We start from the raw sequence: 20,463 nt of genomic DNA, 5'->3' as shown, positions 1-20,463 counted from the left end.
CGTAACTGAGCATCGTGGCCCCATCTGACCATCGGGTAAGCCTCTTCAGGCAAGGCTCCTTTACTCACTGTGTTGCACTGCTGACAACGCCCGTGAAATAACTGGTATTCGGTGATGTCAAGTGTAGGTTTAGGTAATTCAAACACCTGATGGCGATAACTTGGCGACGAGTTAGCCACAACTTTACCGCCACAATCAGCGCAGCAACTATCTGGCAAACAAGCAATTCTCTCGTCAGTCTCTGTAAGCTTTGCTAATGGTCTTTTATGCCCCGTATGTCCAGGTTGAGCGCCAACCTTATTTCCACTACGAGGCGTTTGAGCTTTTTTCGCTCGGCCTTATCCGCAGGGGAGTCAGAGGATGGTGATTTGGATGAGTTTCTAGAGCTCAATGCTAGGCGGTCTTCATATTCACGTAACTTTTCCCACAGTTCTTGAATGAGTAAGTTTGCTTTGTTTTCACCGAGTTCAGCAACCGTAGGCGGCTCTGTTGCGAATTGTTTTTTCTTTTTCATGAAGCTATTTTGACACGGCAAAGAGATCGTTCAATAGCGATATGACCAAACCTTATTGATCATCAATTGATCGTGTCAATAAGGGGCTGGTGAACGGTTACAGTATTTGAGCTATCGCTTGCTGTATCACACGGTCAATGACGTTAGGGATCCCCAGTTTGCGTTTACCGCCATCAGGTTTGTCGATCTCTACACGCCTGACCGCAGAGGGTTGGTAATCACCTAGCTCAAGTTGAGTTTTACACTGTTGCCAGCCGCCTTGTTGCATCCAGAGCGGGAAGGCTTCGATGGTCATGCCATCGATGCCCGCCGCGCCTTTATTGGCTTTAACTTGGCGCCACGCTCGGTGTAGATTCTCAGGTTCGAGCAGTTGTTGGAGTAGATCGCTGTTGAAGGCTGGTTGCATATCAATACGCTGCTGATAGTAATCGTCTGGCGACGTAGTGGGTATCGACAAGTTTGACAAGACTCCTCCTTCTTCTAAATGTTCAGGCCTTCACCCTGTCCCAACCATTACGATGGGCATTTGGCTACTATGCCGTCTGCTGACTTCTGCTTAATCACATACCGAGTTACCCCGTCATGCGCTATCGGTTTCCATCTGGTTCGCTCTTTTCAGTCGATGACGCTGAAAAGCCAAGGCACTTATAGACCAGAGCCTCACTGGTTAATGACCGATCGCGTGTGAAGCAGATCTCCCCAGATAAGAACATGAACTTTCTTTGCACTGCTGCATCATTTACGGTGGCCATTAGATCACGTGGTTTCGTCGTCTTGTGCCAACTCACCTCTAGCCTACGCCTCATATGATGTTCTTGTTCATCAGCTCGCAAATTTGCTAGCGGCTTCCTTCGGACCAATCCTCACGGATAAGCCCTTGCCATTCGCTAGTAGTTAACGTTTAATAACAGTATGTTATTGAACGGTGATCTTCCTACAGAGGACTTTCACCTCATTAGTTCATGCCCATGCTGGGCGTACACAAGGCAATTAAACGGAACTAAAACAGTGGGTTACGTTTCGCTTCGCTACACATTTTAACCCACTATTTTAGTCCGCTTAGTGCGGCGTTATATTCTTATCGACAAGTGATGCGCATCACGCTACACTTATTGCATGATTAAATCTTTCAAGCATAAAGGCCTTAAGAAATATTTCCAGACGGGTAGTATTTCAGGTATTCAGGCAAAGCATCAACGTAAGTTACGTATGCAACTTGCTGCAATCGATACCGCACAAGAAATTGATGATATCAATTTACCTGGCTTTAAATTACATCCCTTAAAAGGGAATCGTGACGGGGTTTGGTCTATTACTGTAAATGGTAATTGGCGCATTACTTTCGAGTTTATCGATGGTAATGCTTATATTCTCAACTATGAGGACTATCACTAATGAGTATTCATCATAATCCGCCACACCCTGGGGAGTTTATCTATGACGTTTATTTGGAACCATCTGGTATTAGCTGCCGTTATTTAGCTAAACAGCTAGATGTTGCATCGTCTACTTTAAATAGAGTTCTAAAAGGCCAAAGCGCTATCTCACCAGAAATGGCACTTCGCTTATCTAAAGCAATTGGTAGAACTCCTGAGAGTTGGCTATCAATGCAAGACAACTACGATCTCTGGCATGCTAAACAGCAAATCAATTTAACCAATGTCCACTTTGTAAATTTTGCAGTGGCATAAAAAATATAATCGGGTAGCCGGAGGTATCTAGCCTCCAGCCCCCACACCACCCTGCATGCGGCTCCGCACACGACTGAATGGATTCAGGAGGTAGAGCAACGCAGGAGCTTGTTGCCGAGGGCGGTTCATTTAGAACGCCTAATCTAAACTTTCTGGTTAGCTTCTTTGTTGCGAGAATGAACTGCGATCCATTCATCTCTTAGTGAACATAATCCCGCTTTCTTAACTCTTACTTCGAGCTTTGCATTACTTAGTGCTTGCTGTATCCCTGGTCAAAGATTTTAACAAGAGTCGAGCTTCGCCACGGCCCTTTGCTTGTGATCCCACAAGCAACAGCGGATTGGATCCTGACGCCACGTTTAAGTACTTATAGTTGCGAGAGTGTACCTTAGTCCTTGGTTTTCGCCACTGACGCCACTCTTCATAACCCAAAGGCACATACGCACGCGACGACGGATCCAATGGTCTAAGTCGACGCATCCTTGATAAGCGTTGGCTATGCCAAAGTAGTTGATCCAGCCTTGCCTTCTTGTTTTATAAGAGAAAAATAGAGACAGCCATAGTTAATAGGAAAAATAGAGACAGCCATAGTTAATAGCGTGATGTTTAACCACCTACTAAGCTTTAGATATTGATTGAAAGAAGGAGTCCGCTATGCCACGCCCAAGAAGAACTCAAATTAGTATCGAAGACACGTCTTGGTATCATTGCTGTAGTAGGGTAACTCGGAGGTAACCGTTCACCAGCCCCTTATTGACACGATCAATTGATGATCAATAAGGTTTGGTCATATCGCTATTGAACGATCTCTTTGCCGTGTCAAAATAGCTTCATGAAAAAGAAAAAACAATTCGCAACAGAGCCGCCTACGGTTGCTGAACTCGGTGAAAACAAAGCAAACTTACTCATTCAAGAACTGTGGGAAAAGTTACGTGAATATGAAGACCGCCTAGCATTGAGCTCTAGAAACTCATCCAAATCACCATCCTCTGACTCCCCTGCGGATAAGGCCGAGCGAAAAAAGCTCAAACGCCTCGTAGTGGAAATAAGGTTGGCGCTCAACCTGGACATACGGGGCATAAAAGACCATTAGCAAAGCTTACAGAGACTGACGAGAGAATTGCTTGTTTGCCAGATAGTTGCTGCGCTGATTGTGGCGGTAAAGTTGTGGCTAACTCGTCGCCAAGTTATCGCCATCAGGTGTTTGAATTACCTAAACCTACACTTGACATCACCGAATACCAGTTATTTCACGGGCGTTGTCAGCAGTGCAACACAGTGAGTAAAGGAGCCTTGCCTGAAGAGGCTCCCGATGGTCAGATGGGGCCACGATTGCTCAGTTACGTGGCTGTGCTCAGTGGCTTGTATCACCTGAGCGTACGTAAAATTCAACGTTTACTGCAAGACCAATACGGGACTCATTTCTCTACCGGTCTGATTTCTGAAGCGCAAGGGCGAGTCAGTAGTATGCTGACGCCGACACACCAAGCTCTGCATCAACACATAAAAAAAGCGTCATTAGTGCATGTTGACGAGACGTAACCGTTCACCAGCCCCTTATTGACACGATCAATTGATGATCAATAAGGTTTGGTCATATCGCTATTGAACGATCTCTTTGCCGTGTCAAAATAGCTTCATGAAAAAGAAAAAACAATTCGCAACAGAGCCGCCTACGGTTGCTGAACTCGGTGAAAAAAAAGCAAACTTACTCATTCAAGAACTGTGGGAAAAGTTACGTGAATATGAAGACCGCCTAGCATTGAGCTCTAGAAACTCATCCAAATCACCATCCTCTGACTCCCCTGCGGATAAGGCTGAGCGAAAAAAGCTCAAACGCCTCGTAGTGGAAATAAGGTTGGCGCTCAACCTGGACATACGGGGCATAAAAGACCATTAGCGGAACTCAGCGCAACCGATGAGCAAGTCGCTTGCTTACCCGATTCATGTTGTTCTGATTGTGGTGGCGAGGTCATTGCCAACCCGACTCCAAGCTATCGTCATCAGGTATTTGAATTACCTAAACCTGCACTTGATATAACTGAATACCAGTTATTTCACGGGCGTTGTCAGCAGTGCAACACCGTGAGCAAAGGAGCCTTGCCTGAAGAGGCTCCCGATGGTCAGATGGGGCCACGATTGCTCAGTTACGTGGCTGTGCTCAGTGGCTTGTATCACCTGAGCGTACGTAAAATTCAACGTTTACTGCAAGACCAATACGGGACTCATTTCTCTATCGGTCTGATTTCTGAAGCGCAAGGGCGAGTCAGTAGTATGCTGACGCCGACACACCAAGCTCTGCATCAACACATAAAAAAAGCGTCATTAGTGCATGTTGACGAGACGACGCACAATCGTAATGGTGAAGAGCATACCCGCTGGGTCTGGTTGTTATCGAGTGAGGATGCCGTATTCCAACAGGTGAAATATTTTCGTAATAAGGATGCAGCCAAATCGATATTAGGCGAGCATACCCAAGCGATTGTCGTGAGTGACCAATGTCCCAGCTACAACTGGATTGAGCCCGAACGGCATCAATTTTGCCTTGCCCATGTGCAGCGTAATTTACAACAAATGGCCGATTATTCAGGTAAGGGGCTTACCGCGAGTATCGGCAATCGACTGGTATTGCTATTCAAGTCCGTATTTCGCACTCAACATAGATATGAAGCCGGTGACGTTGACGAAATAATGTGGCGTCGGCGAATGCAACGACTAAGGCGCAATATTAAGCGCTGGCTTGAGTGCGGGGAAAATGTGCCCGCTTCACGCTACTCAGGCCGATGCCGGCATATTCTCAAATATGAGCAAGGTTTATGGGTTTTTCTCAATCACCCAGGGACACCTTTGACCAATAACGAAGCCGAGCGTTGTTTGCGTGGCAGCGTGATCATGCGCAAGATCTGCTATGGCACCAGTTCAGATAGGGGTGAGAAGTTTCGATCTCGGATCCTCTCAGTCGTTGAAACGTGCAAGAAGCGCAAGTTATCCCCGATAACAGTGATCAGCACTATCATTGCGGGCGTGGTGGGTAAATGCGACTACCCAGACGTATTTGGACTAACCTCAGCTTAGTCAATCCCCCTCTGGTGAATGCTTACCTTTAAAGATCGAGAAAGATTGGGCTTTGAAATTTTTATAGGGGTTTGAAGTCCACTCGACCGAAAAATACGTTAGCTTATATTTCAATGGCTTACAATATGTTTATAACAAACGATCGTATGTGTTGCTCGTCAAAAAATTTGTTTTTTGCTCTAAAGTTTGTAACTTTAGCCGTATCTCAAACAAAGTATTAGTAACGGTAGGCTTAGCGTACGTTTTCGTACCGTAGGTGCTCATACCCCAGTTACAATATTAAATAAAAAAAAGCCACCCAAAAGGTAGCTTTTATCAGTAGCCTTTCTTATTTTTTGGAGGATTTACTAGGCTTTAGCGACGGGGTATTTCCCGGAGTATTTTTATTGTCACGTCGACGTTGATCAGGTTTCCCCGTTGATTCAGCAATTGGTTTGGGACCAGGTTTAAGACTCATAATAGTTGTCCTTAAATGTTTAAGAGGAAAGCCCTCTAACTGGATATATGGACAGTAGTGCAAGTTTACAAGAGGTGCACAAAACTTGAAGCGTGTTATTTTTATAGGAACAAACTTACGTTAACTTAAAGTAGACCTCAAAATTACATATTTAAAAAAAGACCAAATATCAGCTGATAAGGTTAATTTCGATGGCTTGGGCGCAAAACACCTATTTTGAGTCTTTATCGAAATAACTTGGGAGCTTCAAATACAAATAACGGCAAATGAAAACCCCAACGACTATTGCGATGTACTCATATAACCTCCTTTTTTAAATTCCAGCAGGCTTATATCATATTTGATATACTCATTTACCTTAGGTAAACCTCAGTGATCTCAGGGCGGAAATGTCCCATTTCTTGGGATACCGTTTCCAGCGCTAAATCTCTGGCTAACCCTAGTTTCTGTAGAGTATCCATTCTGTTTTGTGCGTAAGAATGTCTTAGGCCGTGGGCGCCTGTAGACCAGCCAAGAACGCGCTTTGATGCCGATGAAAATGAACTTGACCAGTTTTTCCCGCCTGCAAGGGCATAGTGTTGCATGTAGTAGATCCCGCGATCTATTTTCAGGATTGGGAGGTCTAGCTTTAGCATTTCTAATCGTCCTGTTAAACGCCTTGGAATAACCACTTCCCTGGTTAACCCCCCTTTTCCCGTTACCGTAAACCGATCACCAATAAGTCCTTGCCACTTTGTTTCCAATTTAGGCCGTAGATGTGCTGGTTTTTTTTCTGCTGGTTGAAGGGTTAGTAGCTCATGGGCTCGCAATCCGGCGGCGAAAGATATTTCACTGGCTAAGGCATTGTGAGGTTGTTGTGATTTGAGGATCATCTCGACTTGGTGAATAGGGTAAGCGCGAGAGTCTAACGCCTCATCAAGCTCTGATTTTATCCGAGGCAATTTTTGAGTGTCACTTAGTTGCTTGGTAACATGGATCATCATTCTCTGAAGCGCCTGACGTTCCATATCCAGTGTTTTTAGACCTACTTGCTGCCCTCTGTGTTCCAAATAGTGTCTAGCCGATTCTGGCGTCATCTCTCGCAGTGAACCCAGTTTTTTTTCTTGGATGTATTTAGCGACTTGAGTCAGGCATTTTTCGTAGTTACTGGCTGTACTCACCGATTTTATAACCCCCCCTTGGAGGGATTTTATAACGGACGCCGCTTGCTTGGCTGGGGATGAAAATCTAGCCATTTTTTTGAAGCCATCGAGAGACTGTAGACCAAGCCGTGTTCATTTTTTTTGTGTGCAACCAGCGTTGCAGCTGTGAGGTTGAAGCTCCCTTTTGACGTAACTCCAGCAGCTGCTCTCTATACTTGTCCAATCGAGACCTGGAGTAACGAGTTTTACGGATCTGTTTTGTTTGTAACTGGAGAATATCCAGCTCTAGTTTTGAATCGAATTCCATGGGATTTCCTTTGTAAGAACACCCACTGCATATGCAGTGCGGCGCTACCAAAAGCACCGATTCGCCCACGTTTAGGTCGGACTGTTCACACCTTTTTGCGCTGAATAAAATGAAAAAAACGCCTTCATGGAAGGGGTTTGAGAAGCGCCAATATAGCTATTTTTTAACTTTGGGATTTACTATTTGAGCGCCAAGGGACGCGGAGATAAGAGTTCCATTATAGAGCAGCAAAGATCTGTGATGCAATAGCCGTTTTTTTTTGTGCGCGTAACTCAGGTAATGCAGTCTCCCCGCTACGTACAGGCAATTTTAATTGTCTGACGTAGCGGGGAGAGGAGCAGTGTTCCTCATGCGGAAATCCCCGTTCTTTGCTTTTATCTTTTGCTGCGGCGGGAAGAGATAATTAAGATGGAAGGTATATCGGAATTGATATAGTCATCGTGTGCAGATTTTGGTACAATGATTAATATCAAAATTGATATACTAATGAGGGTGGGATGGAAAGTGATATCAGAGTGGTTTCGAGTTTCATCAATGCGATGCACAATCATAAATTATCAAAAGCAGATGTGTTGCTGTTGAACCACCTAATGATGAAATATGCAGAGTTTGAACAGAAGAAAATTTTTGTGATTAATCAGTCTCGGATAGCTAAAGATCTGGCATTGAAACAGCCGAATGTATCTCGTTCGATTAAGAAGTTAGTTACTTCTGGACTGCTAAAGTTGGAAGGGAAAAATACTTTCGCTATACAGATTTAATTTACCCAAATCTTTTCAAGCCCTCTATCAGCATTGTGCCTCCATACTTGCCCTGGTTGTAATTGATCCTTGCGAACCAGGTTAGCCGCTCTTTCCATCCAGGCTACCGCTTCCGGAGCATTGGCCGCAACGTCTTTTACTGACTAACTCCAGCATTTCTTTTTTTATTTGGTCTAATTCAGTGCTCATTTGATTCTGATTTTATTTTGATAACTTCAACGTCCTTAACATCTAGGGTTTCATTGTCGTAAGCCTCTTTAACTTCTTGGTTCTTAAAAGCCTTTTCTCTTAGTTGTTGTAAGGTAGTTGTTTTCATTTTAGGTACCCATTTATGTTGTCATAATTGACAACTTGAAAGTTCACTGTTGTCAATTATGACAACGAGAAATACTGTTAAGATAGTTTTTCAAGCATCTTAAACTCTGTTTTGAATAAGTAGATTAATTCGTTTGATGTTCTCACCTTCTCTATGAAGCTCTCACTCTCAAGACTCTTTAAAGAGCGGGAAAGGTTGGGCTTTGAAATACCCACACTATGACGATCTATGAAGTCCTCAAAACTGTTAATTTTGAAAGTACTTTCAGCCTCTTTTAGATTATTCATCATGAGTGAGTGCAATACCGTGAAATCAGTTTTACTTATTTTTGACTGGATATAATCAGCCATCACTTCTTCATATAATTCTCTTTTGAAATCGGCACACAATAGATATGCTTCATCAGCGACAACATGGTACATTTTTTTCGATTGGGCGATCCAATCTTCATAATTATTCATAACACCCCCTCTAGTTGATGTCATATATGATAACGCCCGTTCACCTCGTTGTCAATATTGATAACTACATATTCGTTTTTATTTGTTTTGTTTAGCCTGAAATCTGACGCCTGCCTCAGTAGCCCTTCGTTCTGCTAGACCGATTTTGATTTATAATTACAGTGTAACTATTGGGGTGGGGGTACTACGTAAAAACCACATTTAAACGACCCTCTAAGTCTAGGCAAGATGTGTTAAGTAGGCCTACCCTGCTGCGCAGGTAGTTGCCACTTAACGCTCTACCTTATTCGCAGCCTTCGGCGCTCAACGTATCCTTGCTCTGCGAGGCTAACAATTGCCATTGTTTTAGAGATCCAAGCTTAGCGTTCTAGCAACACTGGTAATAATTTTCCTGTGCCAGGGTCAATTTGTTCCTGGTGCCGGCTAAATGGAAAAGCATTAAAAATCTCGGTCACAGCATTAAATTAAGCCCAAGTGGTATCCAAATAAAAACACACCTCAAAGTGCCTCAATCGCGTTCTAAACTTTCAAGCGTATTTTGCAGTTCTTGGTGTGGTTGAGTGCTTAAAATAGCTGTTATGTGTTTCTGGGGGCGTCTGGGGGGCGTTTTAAGGTATGAAGTTGGCTATTTAACATAAAAGGGATTGTGTGCATCGTTTTTGCTTGCCCAACAATGCTTGCTATAACAGGGGGGCCTTAACAACACTTGTCTGAAAAAGTGATACTACATCTTCAAATTGTAAGCATTCACCAGAGGGGGATTGACTAAGCTGAGGTTAGTCCAAATACGTCTGGGTAGTCGCATTTACCCACCACGCCCGCAATGATAGTGCTGATCACTGTTATCGGGGATAACTTGCGCTTCTTGCACGTTTCAACGACTGAGAGGATCCGAGATCGAAACTTCTCACCCCTATCTGAACTGGTGCCATAGCAGATCTTGCGCATGATCACGCTGCCACGCAAACAACGCTCGGCTTCGTTATTGGTCAAAGGTGTCCCTGGGTGATTGAGAAAAACCCATAAACCTTGCTCATATTTGAGAATATGCCGGCATCGGCCTGAGTAGCGTGAAGCGGGCACATTTTCCCCGCACTCAAGCCAGCGCTTAATATTGCGCCTTAGTCGTTGCATTCGCCGACGCCACATTATTTCGTCAACGTCACCGGCTTCATATCTATGTTGAGTGCGAAATACGGACTTGAATAGCAATACCAGTCGATTGCCGATACTCGCGGTAAGCCCCTTACCTGAATAATCGGCCATTTGTTGTAAATTACGCTGCACATGGGCAAGGCAAAATTGATGCCGTTCGGGCTCAATCCAGTTGTAGCTGGGACATTGGTCACTCACGACAATCGCTTGGGTATGCTCGCCTAATATCGATTTGGCTGCATCCTTATTACGAAAATATTTCACCTGTTGGAATACGGCATCCTCACTCGATAACAACCAGACCCAGCGGGTATGCTCTTCACCATTACGATTGTGCGTCGTCTCGTCAACATGCACTAATGACGCTTTTTTTATGTGTTGATGCAGAGCTTGGTGTGTCGGCGTCAGCATACTACTGACTCGCCCTTGCGCTTCAGAAATCAGACCGATAGAGAAATGAGTCCCGTATTGGTCTTGCAGTAAACGTTGAATTTTACGTACGCTCAGGTGATACAAGCCACTGAGCACAGCCACGTAACTGAGCAATCGTGGCCCCATCTGACCATCGGGAGCCTCTTCAGGCAAGGCTCCTTTGCTCACGGTGTTGCACTGCTGACAACGCCCGTGAAATAACTGGTATTCAGTTATATCAAGTGCAGGTTTAGGTAATTCAAATACCTGATGACGATAGCTTGGAGTCGGGTTGGCAATGACCTCGCCACCACAATCAGAACAACATGAATCGGGTAAGCAAGCGACTTGCTCATCGGTTGCGCTGAGTTCCGCTAATGGTCTTTTATGCCCCGTATGTCCAGGTTGAGCGCCAACCTTATTTCCACTACGAGGCGTTTGAGCTTTTTTCGCTCAGCCTTATCCGCAGGGGAGTCAGAGGATGGTGATTTGGATGAGTTTCTAGAGCTCAATGCTAGGCGGTCTTCATATTCACGTAACTTTTCCCACAGTTCTTGAATGAGTAAGTTTGCTTTGTTTTCACCGAGTTCAGCAACCGTAGGCGGCTCTGTTGCGAATTGTTTTTTCTTTTTCATGAAGCTATTTTGACACGGCAAAGAGATCGTTCAATAGCGATATGACCAAACCTTATTGATCATCAATTGATCGTGTTAATAAGGGGCTGGTGAACGGTTACTTCAAATTAATCCATTTTTTTATATGTTCAGGCTTTACACTGATGGATATTTTTTCTGCATTTACACCAAAATAAACAATTGGTTTTGATAATTCTAATACCAAATTTGACTTTATTAATCGATGAACTTTCACATCGACATCATCGTAAGATTTGTTTCCTTTTAAAATATTTATACTACTAATATTTTCAATGTCTATCCTTATAAATCCAAATATCCCATTTGGAATACGAATGGTATTGTCAATTTTTACAATGCTATTATCTTTTAAATTACTGTAATCACAATTTACCAAAAGGAATAAATATAAAGTGACGCCGGATGGTAATAAAGCCCAATATCCATCAAGTAGCCATATCGACGCAGAAAAAGCAATTGTCAAAAACACTAAAATCGCAATGTACATAAATAATGAATATCCAGAATTTATTTTAAATGGTTGTTCTTTAATGTTTTTATTGAATTTAAACAAATTGATAAACGCTTTAATATTATTGAATTCAACCGAGTATAGTTTGAGCATTTCAGAAGGGAGCGGGAAAAAAGTTAACGCATGTAAAAAAGCTTCTTCAGGGAGTAAACCTAATGTCTTGGTTGCATTCGAATATTTTCGGTAAAAATAAATCAGAGCCCATAGTTCTATTGCAATGAATATTACAAGTAGATAACCTCGAATGATGCTAAGCGTATTCGTAATAATATTGTATTCAATGGGAAGCATAAAGTAAAAAGTCCATATCGTTATGCCTTGCATACCTATGAATATAGAAATCCTTTCTCTTGCCGTTTTTTTAGTAAAGGTTAAGTATAAAATTGGTGCTATAACACTGTAAACGTAAAAATAAGTATCACTCTCGGTTATATACACTAAATACTTAGTGTATATAACCGATAAAGTGAAGTGAGCTAATAATAAAAACAAGTATCTCATTTAAATGTTATCCCCAGATATGTAGCTCGTTAATATCTTTTTCGATAAGATAATCTGATTCAGCTACCATATTTGATTTATCTTTTTTAATGTTGGAAATCACGGTGGATTTTGGGATGTAATTCTGAGATAACGCTCTATGTGCGTATAATCGAGTTATTGCACTTTCATGGTTTTTAGAAATCTTTTCTAGAAAATTTTTATACACATTCTGATTCATGGCAGCAGCATATCGCATAAACATTGCTGGTTTTAAATCAGTGTTACCAACATAACCTGCAATTTTTTTACTATCAACGTCATAATAAAATTGGTCGATTTTTTTTTGACTTTGCTCAACTATAAGGTTCAGGCTTATTGAAAATTCATTTGGTTCATGTTGTATATGAATGTCGGTACCGGCTTCGTACAAAATAACTCTACCCTCAGATAATTGTATTTTTTCTTTGTATTTTAAATCTAAATTTTCACCAATATACCCTAATATTTTTTGAGTGGGGTTTATTTTATACAAAGAGGTTGTGTAACCACTACCAATGTATCCTACTGTTAATAAAGAAAAATCGTGATTGTGAGCTGTTTTGTATGAATAAAAGTTGTCTTCATCTAAAGCATCACTGAATCCTTTAGGTGACCAAATTGCAAATCTCAAAAAGGCTCTTTCACCTATTTCAGCTAAAATATAACTTTGGGATGAATAAAGGTTATCTATTTGAAAGTTACTAGGATCATTTAATCCATCTTTAATAAATTCTTCTAACCAACCTTTATTGTTAGACAGCATTTTTAAATATGGAGATAATTTTAGTATTTCATTTTCATCATCAAAATTTACTTGTAAAGCTTTTTCCTTAAACTCTTCGATAGATATACTTTTACTTATATTTAAATCTTTAATTATAGCCATGACCGTTTCTCATTATTTGTTTTATTCTAAAATGTTCTTTTCTAGCTTCGTCTCGAATATACGGACTAGGATCATCTTTAAAGTTCTCTAAGATTGACAATCCAGAATTTACATCATGGTTAAATATTTCTTGAAGAGCAGTCCATCTAACATTGTAATTTTCGTGGAAAATTAATTTGTTTAATAAAGGAAGTGCAACTGATGATTCAAGTTTTCCTGCCGTTTTTGCCATAAAGTACCATCTTGAATCGGTAGGGTTCAGTGATAGCATGCTGATAAATTCAAGAGATTTAGCATCGAACACAGGAGTATCTTTTGCTAACCCCATTAATAACCTACTTAATACAATTCCACTATCAGAAATTATTTTGAAAGTCTGACCTTTTTTTATTGTTATTGTATCGTGTTTTTCTAGTCTTTCCCTAAATGCCAACTCCAAACTATATGAAGGTTCTATTATATTGTATATATCTACTTCAACATTGGAGTGACTTGATAGTAGTGTTAAAAGGATATCTTCTGGTGCTCCATATATTGACAGTTGTTCTGAGTTTGGGTTGAAATACCTTAATGAGACAACTGAATTAGCAGTTGCTATAATTGGGCACTCTGTCGCAGATATCCAGATGGGGGTAAAAGAGCTGTCTGATTCAATATGTGAAAGGGTTTCAGTTATAAATAGATCAAAACTCCCATTTTTAACGCACTTTAAATACTCTTCAATCAATTCGCTTTTTTTGTGATTAAGCATTAGATAACTAAGTTTATCAAAAGCTTCATTTAAGCCAGGTATCAATTTATAATTTTCTGTTATCACTAATTATTCCTTTAAACAAGCCGATAAATAATATCGGCTTTAACTAACTAAAGTTATTTCCTTTTAAGAAAGAATCTGACTACGGCAACGATAACACCAGCTACAACTGGCTCGCCCATTCCACATGGTGCTTGCTTTTCTTTGATATCGCCAAGTTTTATTTTAGTATTCATTTCAATTCCTTTTGTTTGATCAGTATAATTTTTTTGCCAAACAAACCTAACTTATGTCATCCGTGCTGTCAATGTGTGTTTTTTGTTAAAATTCGGTGTGTTTAACGGTAGGGAATTAGAAAGTTATTCCTAAATGACTGCTCCTTGCGATAACCCCAATCTAATCGAGTGGTTACTTTTTGATGGTTATCTGTGCACTATATTTACCATAACACCCGTTGTAAGCATCAGTAACCAAGGAGCCTTAATATGGATCTTTGGCTATTGGCTAGTGTTTTTTGGATTTGCACTTGGAAATTTCATTTATGTCTAATTTAAGGGTGGCACTTGAAAAAGTTACAAAGTCGAGTTTTAGAGACTGTGGGTAATCGCACTGATTAGGATTTACCATAAAAGGGATTGCGCGCATATAAAAAAGCCCATTTTTAATGGGCTTTTAAGGGGGGAGAGTTAGTTTAACTCTTTGACTAGATTTGGATGATTATTAAAGATTTTGAATAATTGGCTAATTGCTTTTGATGGTGCTAATTCACCTTGCTCGTAGCGAGAAAAGGCATTCTTACCTCCACCAAATAATGTTGCTGCTTCTTTTTGGTTTAAACCTATTTGCTTTCGTATTTTCCGTATTTCTCTAGGGCCAAGAATTCCATCTATTCTGGCTCTGAACTCTTGTAAGTCTATTCGTGTAGCTTTTAGATGTTCAGGTTCTAAGATGGCTTCTTCGCATTGATTGCAATAAATACCAGGTTGAGCAATAAGAAGAGTATGACCTTGATAGTCATACTCTTGATCTTGTGATCCTTGCTGTAAGTGACCTTTTCCACAAAATGGGCAGGTTTTACCATTTAGAATCGACATATTGAACTCCGAAAATTTAAACTTCCTTGAATGAAACGACCATATGGCCGGCCAAATCTTGAAACTTTAGATATATATAGACGTTTTTAAACACAAATTTATAAACGTCATGATGTGGGTACCCTGAGGTATCGGATGGCATTGTTTTGTAAAAGTGGCTGCTAGTAATACTTTGAATGGCATCGACAATATCTTGATCATCAAACCCCAAACTTGTAGCGCCTCTTCTTGCTGTTTTTGTCATTCTTAGGCTTCTTACCGTTCTTAAAGCCTTTTGCACGTCAGAAAGGACGTAGGTAGATTTCGATTTGCTTACAACCATCAAATTCCCCTCTGAGGGTATTATTGCTTATTGTTGCCACTCATGTGGTCTGACCAGATAACATTTTGTTTATATAGCTATAATATATTTTTTATCAAAATTTATCATCTACTAATAACGCGTTTTAAAGACCTGGTAGATTATAAAGGTATCTTTTATTCGGCTTAACACTTTGCTTTACCCTCGTTTTTATACCTATCAACTTGAACATTTTCTGGTAGACATTTCCTCTTTGAAGGTGATTTATAGGTTTTTTTCGCCCAATCTCCGAAAATAATCTTATGAACATTATTTTGTCAGGTTAGGTTCAAAGAACCTCTCCATTATGGTGTCAAACTTCATAGACGCCCAAAAAGTACAGGCGCCTAACATCCTGTTTGTTACACAACAGGAGTTGGTGAGTTCTATTGGTTAGTTGATGAGTTTGTAAGCCGTCCAGGTTTCACCGGTTCTTTGATCGACACCTTTCATCATGTTGGGTAAGACTTCGGTTACTTGGTACTTCCAGTTACAACGCGTTCTGTTTAGGCCCGTACTAAAGTCAGTACAAAAGCTCAATTGATTGAGCTCTGTCACCGTTACATCGACGATATTAAATTGATAGTTACTCCGATCTTCAATTACCCCTCCATCAGTAAAGAAGTTCAGTTTCTTGTCATAGCCAGATTGGTCATATGTCATGCGCCATTTGGTACCGGCGAGACTATCAAATGTCACCATGGCCTGATTATCTTGCAGTCTATATTTCAGCTCACCATCGGATGTTTGCCAGATCACATCGAGTCGGTGATCACCGTCGATATCCTTCAGTAAAAAAGTCTGCACATCTTCTCCTTCGATTAATGTCTGAGTCTCTTTGAAGTTGATCTCTGTAGCTGCAGCATTATAGGTGTGTAAAACAACAGCTAAGGTCAGTGCACTCATAATTTTGTATTTCATAATAGGTTCCTATTAAATTGAATTAGCATCTCTTGTGATGCCTAACCACTTTCTCATGACTTCTAAAACGCGCAACTGCCCTAATTGGCACATGCTCAGGGTTAACGGATCACAAGTTTTAGATCGCGCTACTGGGGCTAGGAATGGATTGTTGTTTCGTGTATTTTGTCAGGCATTTTTTTAAGTGGTCATTAATATATGGATTTCAGGGGTTTTTTGTATTACATTTGTTCTACAAAAATGACAGGAGTATATTTGTGAAGACCTTAGCTGTGATCAATCAAAAAGGTGGTGTTGGTAAAACGACTACTGTGATCAATCTATCGGCGCAGTTAGCCAGTGAAGGTAAGCGTGTCTTGGTGATTGATCTTGATCCCCAGGCTAATTTGACCGTGGTAATGACCGGCGGCCAATTTGAATTTGAAACATCGATAACTGATGTATTTGAATCTGCCAAGAAGCATCCTATTTTGAGTGCCATCATACCGGCTCAATCCCAAGGTGTGCCGATACCTAATTTATGTATCTGCCCTACTGATATTCGTTTAAGCAGAGTTATCGAGCAGAGCCTAACTAAGATCCATCGCGAACGAATCTTGATGAAGCAGCTGGAAAGCTGTTCTAGTGATTTCGACATAGTGATCTTAGATTGCCCGCCTAATCTGAGCCTTACTTCTATTAATGCCATGATGGCAGCAGATCTGTTTTTAATTCCTGTCGATGGAGGCTCGTTCTCGTTAAATGGCTTGGCCGACTTGCTCGATGCCCTGGAAGAAGTCAAAGAAACCGATGATGTGAATTATGCCGTTTTTCGGAATGAGTACGCTAAGGCGAATAAGCTGATCAATAACTTTCTGGATGAACAATTAAAAGGGCTCGGTGACAAGGTCCTTAAGTCGACCATTCGTCGTTCTGAAGCCATAGGCCAAGCGAGTGTGAGCAGTCAGACTCTACTGAGCTACCAGCCTAAGAGTTCAACGAATGACGATTATCGGAGCCTTGCAGAAGAAGTCTGCAAGCTTATAAATGTATAACAAGTGTAATACAAAATATGAATAAACTAACTGGTACATCTGCATTAAGTAGACGTGAAAAGAAAAAAGAAAAGCTGGCTTCGGCTAAGTTTATGGCTACTCCAGGCATCAATCCTGATGTCGAACCGACTAAAATCACCACTGTAGCAACTAGGCGTAACGTTACTACCGGTACTTCACCAGTTCCAATGCGTCTAACTGAAAATGACAAGGCTGAACTCACGTTGTGGCTCGATGAACTTCAGTCTATCAGTGGTAAAAAGATCACTACGGCTAAACTCGTTCGTGGCTTGATCCACATGCGTAGCAAGATAAATGACAAGAAACTGATCGAAGCGATTAAAGATGCAAGCTAGTTTGATTCTGTAACGTTATCATTTGCCGCTACTTACTGCGGCATCTAGCTTCTTGTATCGCTGACCGATTAAATAATATTGTTCACCATTTCTCACGGCAAAGTCACCCTTGATATAACCAATCGACTCTAGCTTCTTGATACCATTTTTTATCTTTCGGTTAGCTTCTTTTTTGCTTGTTTCGAGACGTAAACGCTCTCTTAAGCGTTCAAAGGATACTGGGTGGGGATTATTTGGTAATGATGTGAAAAACAAATACAGGCACTGTGCTACCTCTGCGCGAGGGAGTTTATCTAAAACTCTTAAACTTACCAGAACCTGATAATCAAGGTTATATAGATCCCAGAGGGTTGTATCGGCCATAAGCTCGACAACATCCTCTTCACCGTCATACATTGCACGCAATAGCATACCTGTATGGACCGCTTTTTCGGCATTCTTGCGTCTAAAAGTTAGGCTCTGGCTCTGTATGCGTTCTAGTGAACCACCTATCTGTCTACGGAGGTTCTTATCAAAGCGGCGACTTGGATAGCCACAATGCTTTGCAAACTCACCAAATGAGAGCTTTACGATATTAGAGGCGTAACCATATTTGCTAAAGACTAAGACTATACCGCACCAAATCTTAAAATCCGTTTCGACATTCAATCGTTGGCCTTTCACTGCGACAGAGTCATAACCTTCTTTTTGACAGATCTCTAGGTGTACGAGATCTTGACTGAGGTCCATTGCTTTTAATTCGTTGGTGTTGGTTCGGCGTCCCACAGGTGTGAACACGCCTGTTCTGAGCAGAACATTAGGTTGTACGCTGGTAGCACTATTTATTTGGAGGAGTTGCCCGTTTAACGGCTCTTGCTCTGCTGGTAATAGCTTCTCTGATAAGTCCATGATTATCCCTATACTCGAACCCAGTTAGAGTACACCATGCCCCCCAATTAGAATACACCTAATTCCCTGATTTTGATCTATCCTTTAATTATTTTTCAGCATATTTAAAATATGTATCTACTCATGTCTAAAATGGAAACAAAAGAGATGGTTGTTGGCTGTGAAAGAGAAGTAAGTGGCTAACCCAATTAGCGTACACCTTAATTATTTTATGACCCAATTAGAGTACACTGATTGGGTGCTAAGCAATCGAATTTTGATGGTTTCATCGTTATTTATATAGATATCTGGGGGCTGGGGATAAACCAATGAATAGTTATTCTAAGATAAAAATCAAACCAGCTTCTAAACCATTGATAATAAAGTCAAATTTGTGTAAGTAAGTTATCAACTAAAAAACATCCAATTTACCCAATTAGCGTACACCCAGAACCCAATTAGAATACACCGCTTACCCAATTAGGGTACACCACTTACCCAATTAGAATACACCACTTACCCAATTAGGGTACACCACACTTGGCTGTAAACTAGATACACCAAGGCCTACAGTGATACAGGGATCTCTTTTGGATCTATTAGGATCTATTAGGATCTATTATTGGATCTATTTCATCAAAATCTGTGGATAAAATTAAAACTAAGTGAAACCCCCTCTTAGGGGCTCTGCCCCTGCCGGCCCTACCCGCGCTACGCGCACCGGCATACCCCAAAAACAAAAAACTCAAGCTAAATGCCTCACCAAGTCCTAGCTTCGCTAGGGGTGAGTTTAAAACCAAGAACAAACAGCCAGGTTCGTTTTGCCTAAGGCCTTTTAACTTCATTTCAAATAACTAGTGATCTAAGAGCAGTCGCTTTGCGACGGTTTAGCAGAAAGATAATGTAAAATCGAAACACGAGGCCTCTATTAAGCGATTTAAGGGCTTTTTAGCAGCAAATAGGCCAGTGTGTCTGTTTTATAATTTAATCTGTTACAGGTCTTTTGAGGGCTTTTAGATTAGATCGTTTAAAGATCTTTTTGATCTGTAAATCGAGAGCTAAAAATTCATTTTTCAAATCCCGTTACTGGTGGTATTTATTATCATAATTGATAACGGCAGTAACGGTAGTTGTCGATTATGATAACGGCGTGCTTGCTATGATAGATATTCAAGCAGCTTAAATTCTGTTTTAAACAAATAGATCAATTCGTTTGATGTTCTGACTTTCTCTATGACCCCCCTCACTCTCAAGGCTCTTTAAAGGTAACCGTTCACCAGCCCCTTATTGACACGATCAATTGATGATCAATAAGGTTTGGTCATATCGCTATTGAACGATCTCTTTGCCGTGTCAAAATAGCTTCATGAAAAAGAAAAAACAATTCGCAACAGAGCCGCCTACGGTTGCTGAACTCGGTGAAAACAAAGCAAACTTACTCATTCAAGAACTGTGGGAAAAGTTACGTGAATATGAAGACCGCCTAGCATTGAGCTCTAGAAACTCATCCAAATCACCATCCTCTGACTCCCCTGCGGATAAGGCCGAGCGAAAAAAGCTCAAACGCCTCGTAGTGGAAATAAGGTTGGCGCTCAACCTGGACATACGGGGCATAAAAGACCATTAGCAAAGCTTACAGAGACTGACGAGAGAATTGCTTGTTTGCCAGATAGTTGCTGCGCTGATTGTGGCGGTAAAGTTGTGGCTAACTCGTCGCCAAGTTATCGCCATCAGGTGTTTGAATTACCTAAACCTACACTTGACATCACCGAATACCAGTTATTTCACGGGCGTTGTCAGCAGTGCAACACAGTGAGTAAAGGAGCCTTGCCTGAAGAGGCTCCCGATGGTCAGATGGGGCCACGATTGCTCAGTTACGTGGCTGTGCTCAGTGGCTTGTATCACCTGAGCGTACGTAAAATTCAACGTTTACTGCAAGACCAATACGGGACTCATTTCTCTACCGGTCTGATTTCTGAAGCGCAAGGGCGAGTCAGTAGTATGCTGACGCCGACACACCAAGCTCTGCATCAACACATAAAAAAAGCGTCATTAGTGCATGTTGACGAGACGTAACCGTTCACCAGCCCCTTATTGACACGATCAATTGATGATCAATAAGGTTTGGTCATATCGCTATTGAACGATCTCTTTGCCGTGTCAAAATAGCTTCATGAAAAAGAAAAAACAATTCGCAACAGAGCCGCCTACGGTTGCTGAACTCGGGAAAAA

The 20,463-nt window shown here is 41.3% G+C and carries 18 protein-coding genes and 6 pseudogenes; 9 read left to right on the top strand and 15 right to left on the bottom strand.

Annotated features, from left to right (window positions below):
* Positions 1-514, bottom strand: a pseudogene (locus KT99_RS21820) (DUF6444 domain-containing protein); the annotation flags it as partial.
* 100 nt (positions 515-614) lie between these two features.
* Positions 615-980: pseudogene (locus KT99_RS17885) on the bottom strand (group II intron reverse transcriptase/maturase); the annotation flags it as partial.
* A 650-nt stretch (positions 981-1,630) separates the two neighbouring features.
* On the opposite strand from KT99_RS17885, the gene KT99_RS17880 reads away from it, so the two are divergent.
* Positions 1,631-1,909 carry a type II toxin-antitoxin system RelE/ParE family toxin gene (locus tag KT99_RS17880; RefSeq protein ID WP_005502904.1) on the top strand — a complete coding sequence of 93 codons (279 nt, stop codon included), beginning with the start codon at positions 1,631-1,633 and terminating at the stop codon, positions 1,907-1,909.
* The gene (locus tag KT99_RS17875; protein ID WP_005502903.1) at positions 1,909-2,205 is read left to right on the top strand and encodes a HigA family addiction module antitoxin; all 297 of its coding nucleotides are present in this window, start codon (positions 1,909-1,911) and stop codon (positions 2,203-2,205) included. The genes KT99_RS17880 and KT99_RS17875 overlap by 1 nt, the downstream gene beginning before the upstream one ends.
* Before the next feature lie 143 nt (positions 2,206-2,348).
* On the opposite strand, the pseudogene KT99_RS21170 reads toward KT99_RS17875, so the two are convergent.
* A pseudogene (locus KT99_RS21170) lies at positions 2,349-2,729 on the bottom strand (group II intron maturase-specific domain-containing protein); the annotation flags it as partial.
* Between the two features lie 130 nt (positions 2,730-2,859).
* Between KT99_RS21170 and KT99_RS21815 the strand changes: the two are divergent.
* The 3 genes and pseudogenes from KT99_RS21815 to KT99_RS17855 all read left to right on the top strand — a co-directional run.
* Positions 2,860-2,937: pseudogene (locus KT99_RS21815) on the top strand (Mobile element protein); the annotation flags it as partial.
* A gap of 100 nt (positions 2,938-3,037) precedes the next feature.
* Positions 3,038-3,744: pseudogene (locus KT99_RS21160) on the top strand (DUF6444 domain-containing protein); the annotation flags it as partial.
* Positions 3,745-3,844: 100 nt separating this feature from the next.
* Positions 3,845-5,280, top strand: a protein-coding gene (locus tag KT99_RS17855) for an IS66-like element ISSbe3 family transposase (protein WP_086017578.1) whose coding sequence is annotated in 2 segments (ribosomal slippage) — positions 3,845-4,037 and positions 4,037-5,280 — 1,437 coding nt in all. Because the reading frame shifts where the segments join, the coding sequence is not laid out codon by codon here.
* 810 nt (positions 5,281-6,090) lie between these two features.
* Here the strand turns inward: KT99_RS17855 and KT99_RS17850 are convergent.
* Positions 6,091-6,972 carry a hypothetical protein gene (locus tag KT99_RS17850; RefSeq protein WP_005502902.1) on the bottom strand — a complete coding sequence of 294 codons (882 nt, stop codon included), beginning with the start codon at positions 6,970-6,972 and terminating at the stop codon, positions 6,091-6,093.
* Complete coding sequence (locus tag KT99_RS17845; RefSeq protein WP_040572183.1) at positions 6,965-7,186, bottom strand: hypothetical protein; 222 nt, start codon at positions 7,184-7,186, stop codon at positions 6,965-6,967. Before KT99_RS17845 ends, KT99_RS17850 begins: the two co-directional genes overlap by 8 nt.
* A gap of 497 nt (positions 7,187-7,683) precedes the next feature.
* Here KT99_RS17845 and KT99_RS17840 point away from each other — a divergent pair, with 497 nt between their 5' ends.
* On the top strand, positions 7,684-7,947 hold the full coding sequence (locus KT99_RS17840) for a helix-turn-helix domain-containing protein (protein ID WP_005502901.1): 264 nt from the start codon (positions 7,684-7,686) through the stop codon (positions 7,945-7,947).
* Between the two features lie 178 nt (positions 7,948-8,125).
* Here KT99_RS17840 and KT99_RS22115 read toward each other — a convergent pair whose 3' ends face one another.
* The 9 genes from KT99_RS22115 to KT99_RS17795 form a co-directional block, all read right to left on the bottom strand.
* Positions 8,126-8,263: a hypothetical protein gene (locus tag KT99_RS22115; protein WP_005502900.1), complete on the bottom strand. Its 138-nt coding sequence runs from the start codon at positions 8,261-8,263 to the stop codon at positions 8,126-8,128.
* Positions 8,264-8,340: 77 nt separating this feature from the next.
* Positions 8,341-8,724 (bottom strand): hypothetical protein, encoded by a 384-nt coding sequence (locus KT99_RS17835; protein ID WP_005502899.1) that lies wholly within the window; start codon positions 8,722-8,724, stop codon positions 8,341-8,343.
* A 765-nt stretch (positions 8,725-9,489) separates the two neighbouring features.
* A protein-coding gene (locus KT99_RS17830; RefSeq protein WP_086017581.1) for an IS66-like element ISSbe3 family transposase occupies positions 9,490-10,925 on the bottom strand; the annotation gives its coding sequence in 2 pieces (ribosomal slippage) (positions 9,490-10,733 and positions 10,733-10,925; 1,437 coding nt in all).
* A gap of 97 nt (positions 10,926-11,022) precedes the next feature.
* Positions 11,023-11,958, bottom strand: a complete 936-nt coding sequence (locus KT99_RS17820; RefSeq protein WP_040572182.1) for a hypothetical protein — start codon at positions 11,956-11,958, stop codon at positions 11,023-11,025.
* A 7-nt stretch (positions 11,959-11,965) separates the two neighbouring features.
* Positions 11,966-12,865, bottom strand: coding sequence for a hypothetical protein (locus KT99_RS20230; RefSeq protein ID WP_005502896.1), 900 nt, complete (start codon positions 12,863-12,865; stop codon positions 11,966-11,968).
* Positions 12,852-13,682 (bottom strand): HEAT repeat domain-containing protein, encoded by an 831-nt coding sequence (locus KT99_RS17810; protein ID WP_005502894.1) that lies wholly within the window; start codon positions 13,680-13,682, stop codon positions 12,852-12,854. Before KT99_RS17810 ends, KT99_RS20230 begins: the two co-directional genes overlap by 14 nt.
* A 623-nt stretch (positions 13,683-14,305) precedes the next feature.
* Positions 14,306-14,713: a type II toxin-antitoxin system MqsA family antitoxin gene (locus tag KT99_RS17805; RefSeq protein WP_005502891.1), complete on the bottom strand. Its 408-nt coding sequence runs from the start codon at positions 14,711-14,713 to the stop codon at positions 14,306-14,308.
* A 16-nt stretch (positions 14,714-14,729) separates the two neighbouring features.
* On the bottom strand, positions 14,730-15,035 hold the full coding sequence (locus KT99_RS17800) for a type II toxin-antitoxin system MqsR family toxin (RefSeq protein WP_005502889.1): 306 nt from the start codon (positions 15,033-15,035) through the stop codon (positions 14,730-14,732).
* Between the two features lie 411 nt (positions 15,036-15,446).
* On the bottom strand, positions 15,447-15,974 hold the full coding sequence (locus KT99_RS17795) for a hypothetical protein (RefSeq protein ID WP_005502887.1): 528 nt from the start codon (positions 15,972-15,974) through the stop codon (positions 15,447-15,449).
* Positions 15,975-16,231: 257 nt separating this feature from the next.
* Here KT99_RS17795 and KT99_RS17790 point away from each other — a divergent pair, with 257 nt between their 5' ends.
* Entirely contained in the window at positions 16,232-17,008 is a 777-nt protein-coding gene (locus KT99_RS17790) for a ParA family protein (protein WP_005502877.1), read from the top strand.
* A gap of 17 nt (positions 17,009-17,025) precedes the next feature.
* Complete coding sequence (locus tag KT99_RS17785; protein WP_005502876.1) at positions 17,026-17,364, top strand: hypothetical protein; 339 nt, start codon at positions 17,026-17,028, stop codon at positions 17,362-17,364.
* An 18-nt stretch (positions 17,365-17,382) separates the two neighbouring features.
* Here KT99_RS17785 and KT99_RS17780 read toward each other — a convergent pair whose 3' ends face one another.
* A complete protein-coding gene (locus tag KT99_RS17780; RefSeq protein WP_005502875.1) occupies positions 17,383-18,252 on the bottom strand; it encodes a RepB family plasmid replication initiator protein in 870 nt (289 codons plus the stop codon).
* A 1,345-nt stretch (positions 18,253-19,597) separates the two neighbouring features.
* Here KT99_RS17780 and KT99_RS21155 point away from each other — a divergent pair.
* Positions 19,598-20,304 (top strand): annotated as a pseudogene (locus tag KT99_RS21155) (DUF6444 domain-containing protein); the annotation flags it as partial.
* Positions 20,305-20,463: the final 159 nt, after the last annotated feature.

The sequence above is a fragment of the Shewanella benthica KT99 genome (assembly GCF_000172075.1).
Lineage (GTDB): Bacteria > Pseudomonadota > Gammaproteobacteria > Enterobacterales > Shewanellaceae > Shewanella > Shewanella benthica_A.
This window is presented reverse-complemented; position numbering and strand designations above follow the sequence as displayed.

Coding starts and splice junctions, on each gene's coding strand:
- KT99_RS17785 (WP_005502876.1), top strand. CDS start 17,026: ATGAATAAACTAACTGGTACATCTGCATTAAGTAGACGTGAAAAGAAA.
- KT99_RS17795 (WP_005502887.1), bottom strand. CDS start 15,974: ATGAAATACAAAATTATGAGTGCACTGACCTTAGCTGTTGTTTTACAC.
- KT99_RS17880 (WP_005502904.1), top strand. CDS start 1,631: ATGATTAAATCTTTCAAGCATAAAGGCCTTAAGAAATATTTCCAGACG.
- KT99_RS17840 (WP_005502901.1), top strand. CDS start 7,684: ATGGAAAGTGATATCAGAGTGGTTTCGAGTTTCATCAATGCGATGCAC.
- KT99_RS17875 (WP_005502903.1), top strand. CDS start 1,909: ATGAGTATTCATCATAATCCGCCACACCCTGGGGAGTTTATCTATGAC.
- KT99_RS22115 (WP_005502900.1), bottom strand. CDS start 8,263: ATGAAAACAACTACCTTACAACAACTAAGAGAAAAGGCTTTTAAGAAC.
- KT99_RS17845 (WP_040572183.1), bottom strand. CDS start 7,186: ATGGAATTCGATTCAAAACTAGAGCTGGATATTCTCCAGTTACAAACA.
- KT99_RS17850 (WP_005502902.1), bottom strand. CDS start 6,972: ATGGCTAGATTTTCATCCCCAGCCAAGCAAGCGGCGTCCGTTATAAAA.
- KT99_RS17800 (WP_005502889.1), bottom strand. CDS start 15,035: ATGGTTGTAAGCAAATCGAAATCTACCTACGTCCTTTCTGACGTGCAA.
- KT99_RS17820 (WP_040572182.1), bottom strand. CDS start 11,958: ATGAGATACTTGTTTTTATTATTAGCTCACTTCACTTTATCGGTTATA.
- KT99_RS20230 (WP_005502896.1), bottom strand. CDS start 12,865: ATGGCTATAATTAAAGATTTAAATATAAGTAAAAGTATATCTATCGAA.
- KT99_RS17780 (WP_005502875.1), bottom strand. CDS start 18,252: ATGGACTTATCAGAGAAGCTATTACCAGCAGAGCAAGAGCCGTTAAAC.
- KT99_RS17835 (WP_005502899.1), bottom strand. CDS start 8,724: ATGAATAATTATGAAGATTGGATCGCCCAATCGAAAAAAATGTACCAT.
- KT99_RS17805 (WP_005502891.1), bottom strand. CDS start 14,713: ATGTCGATTCTAAATGGTAAAACCTGCCCATTTTGTGGAAAAGGTCAC.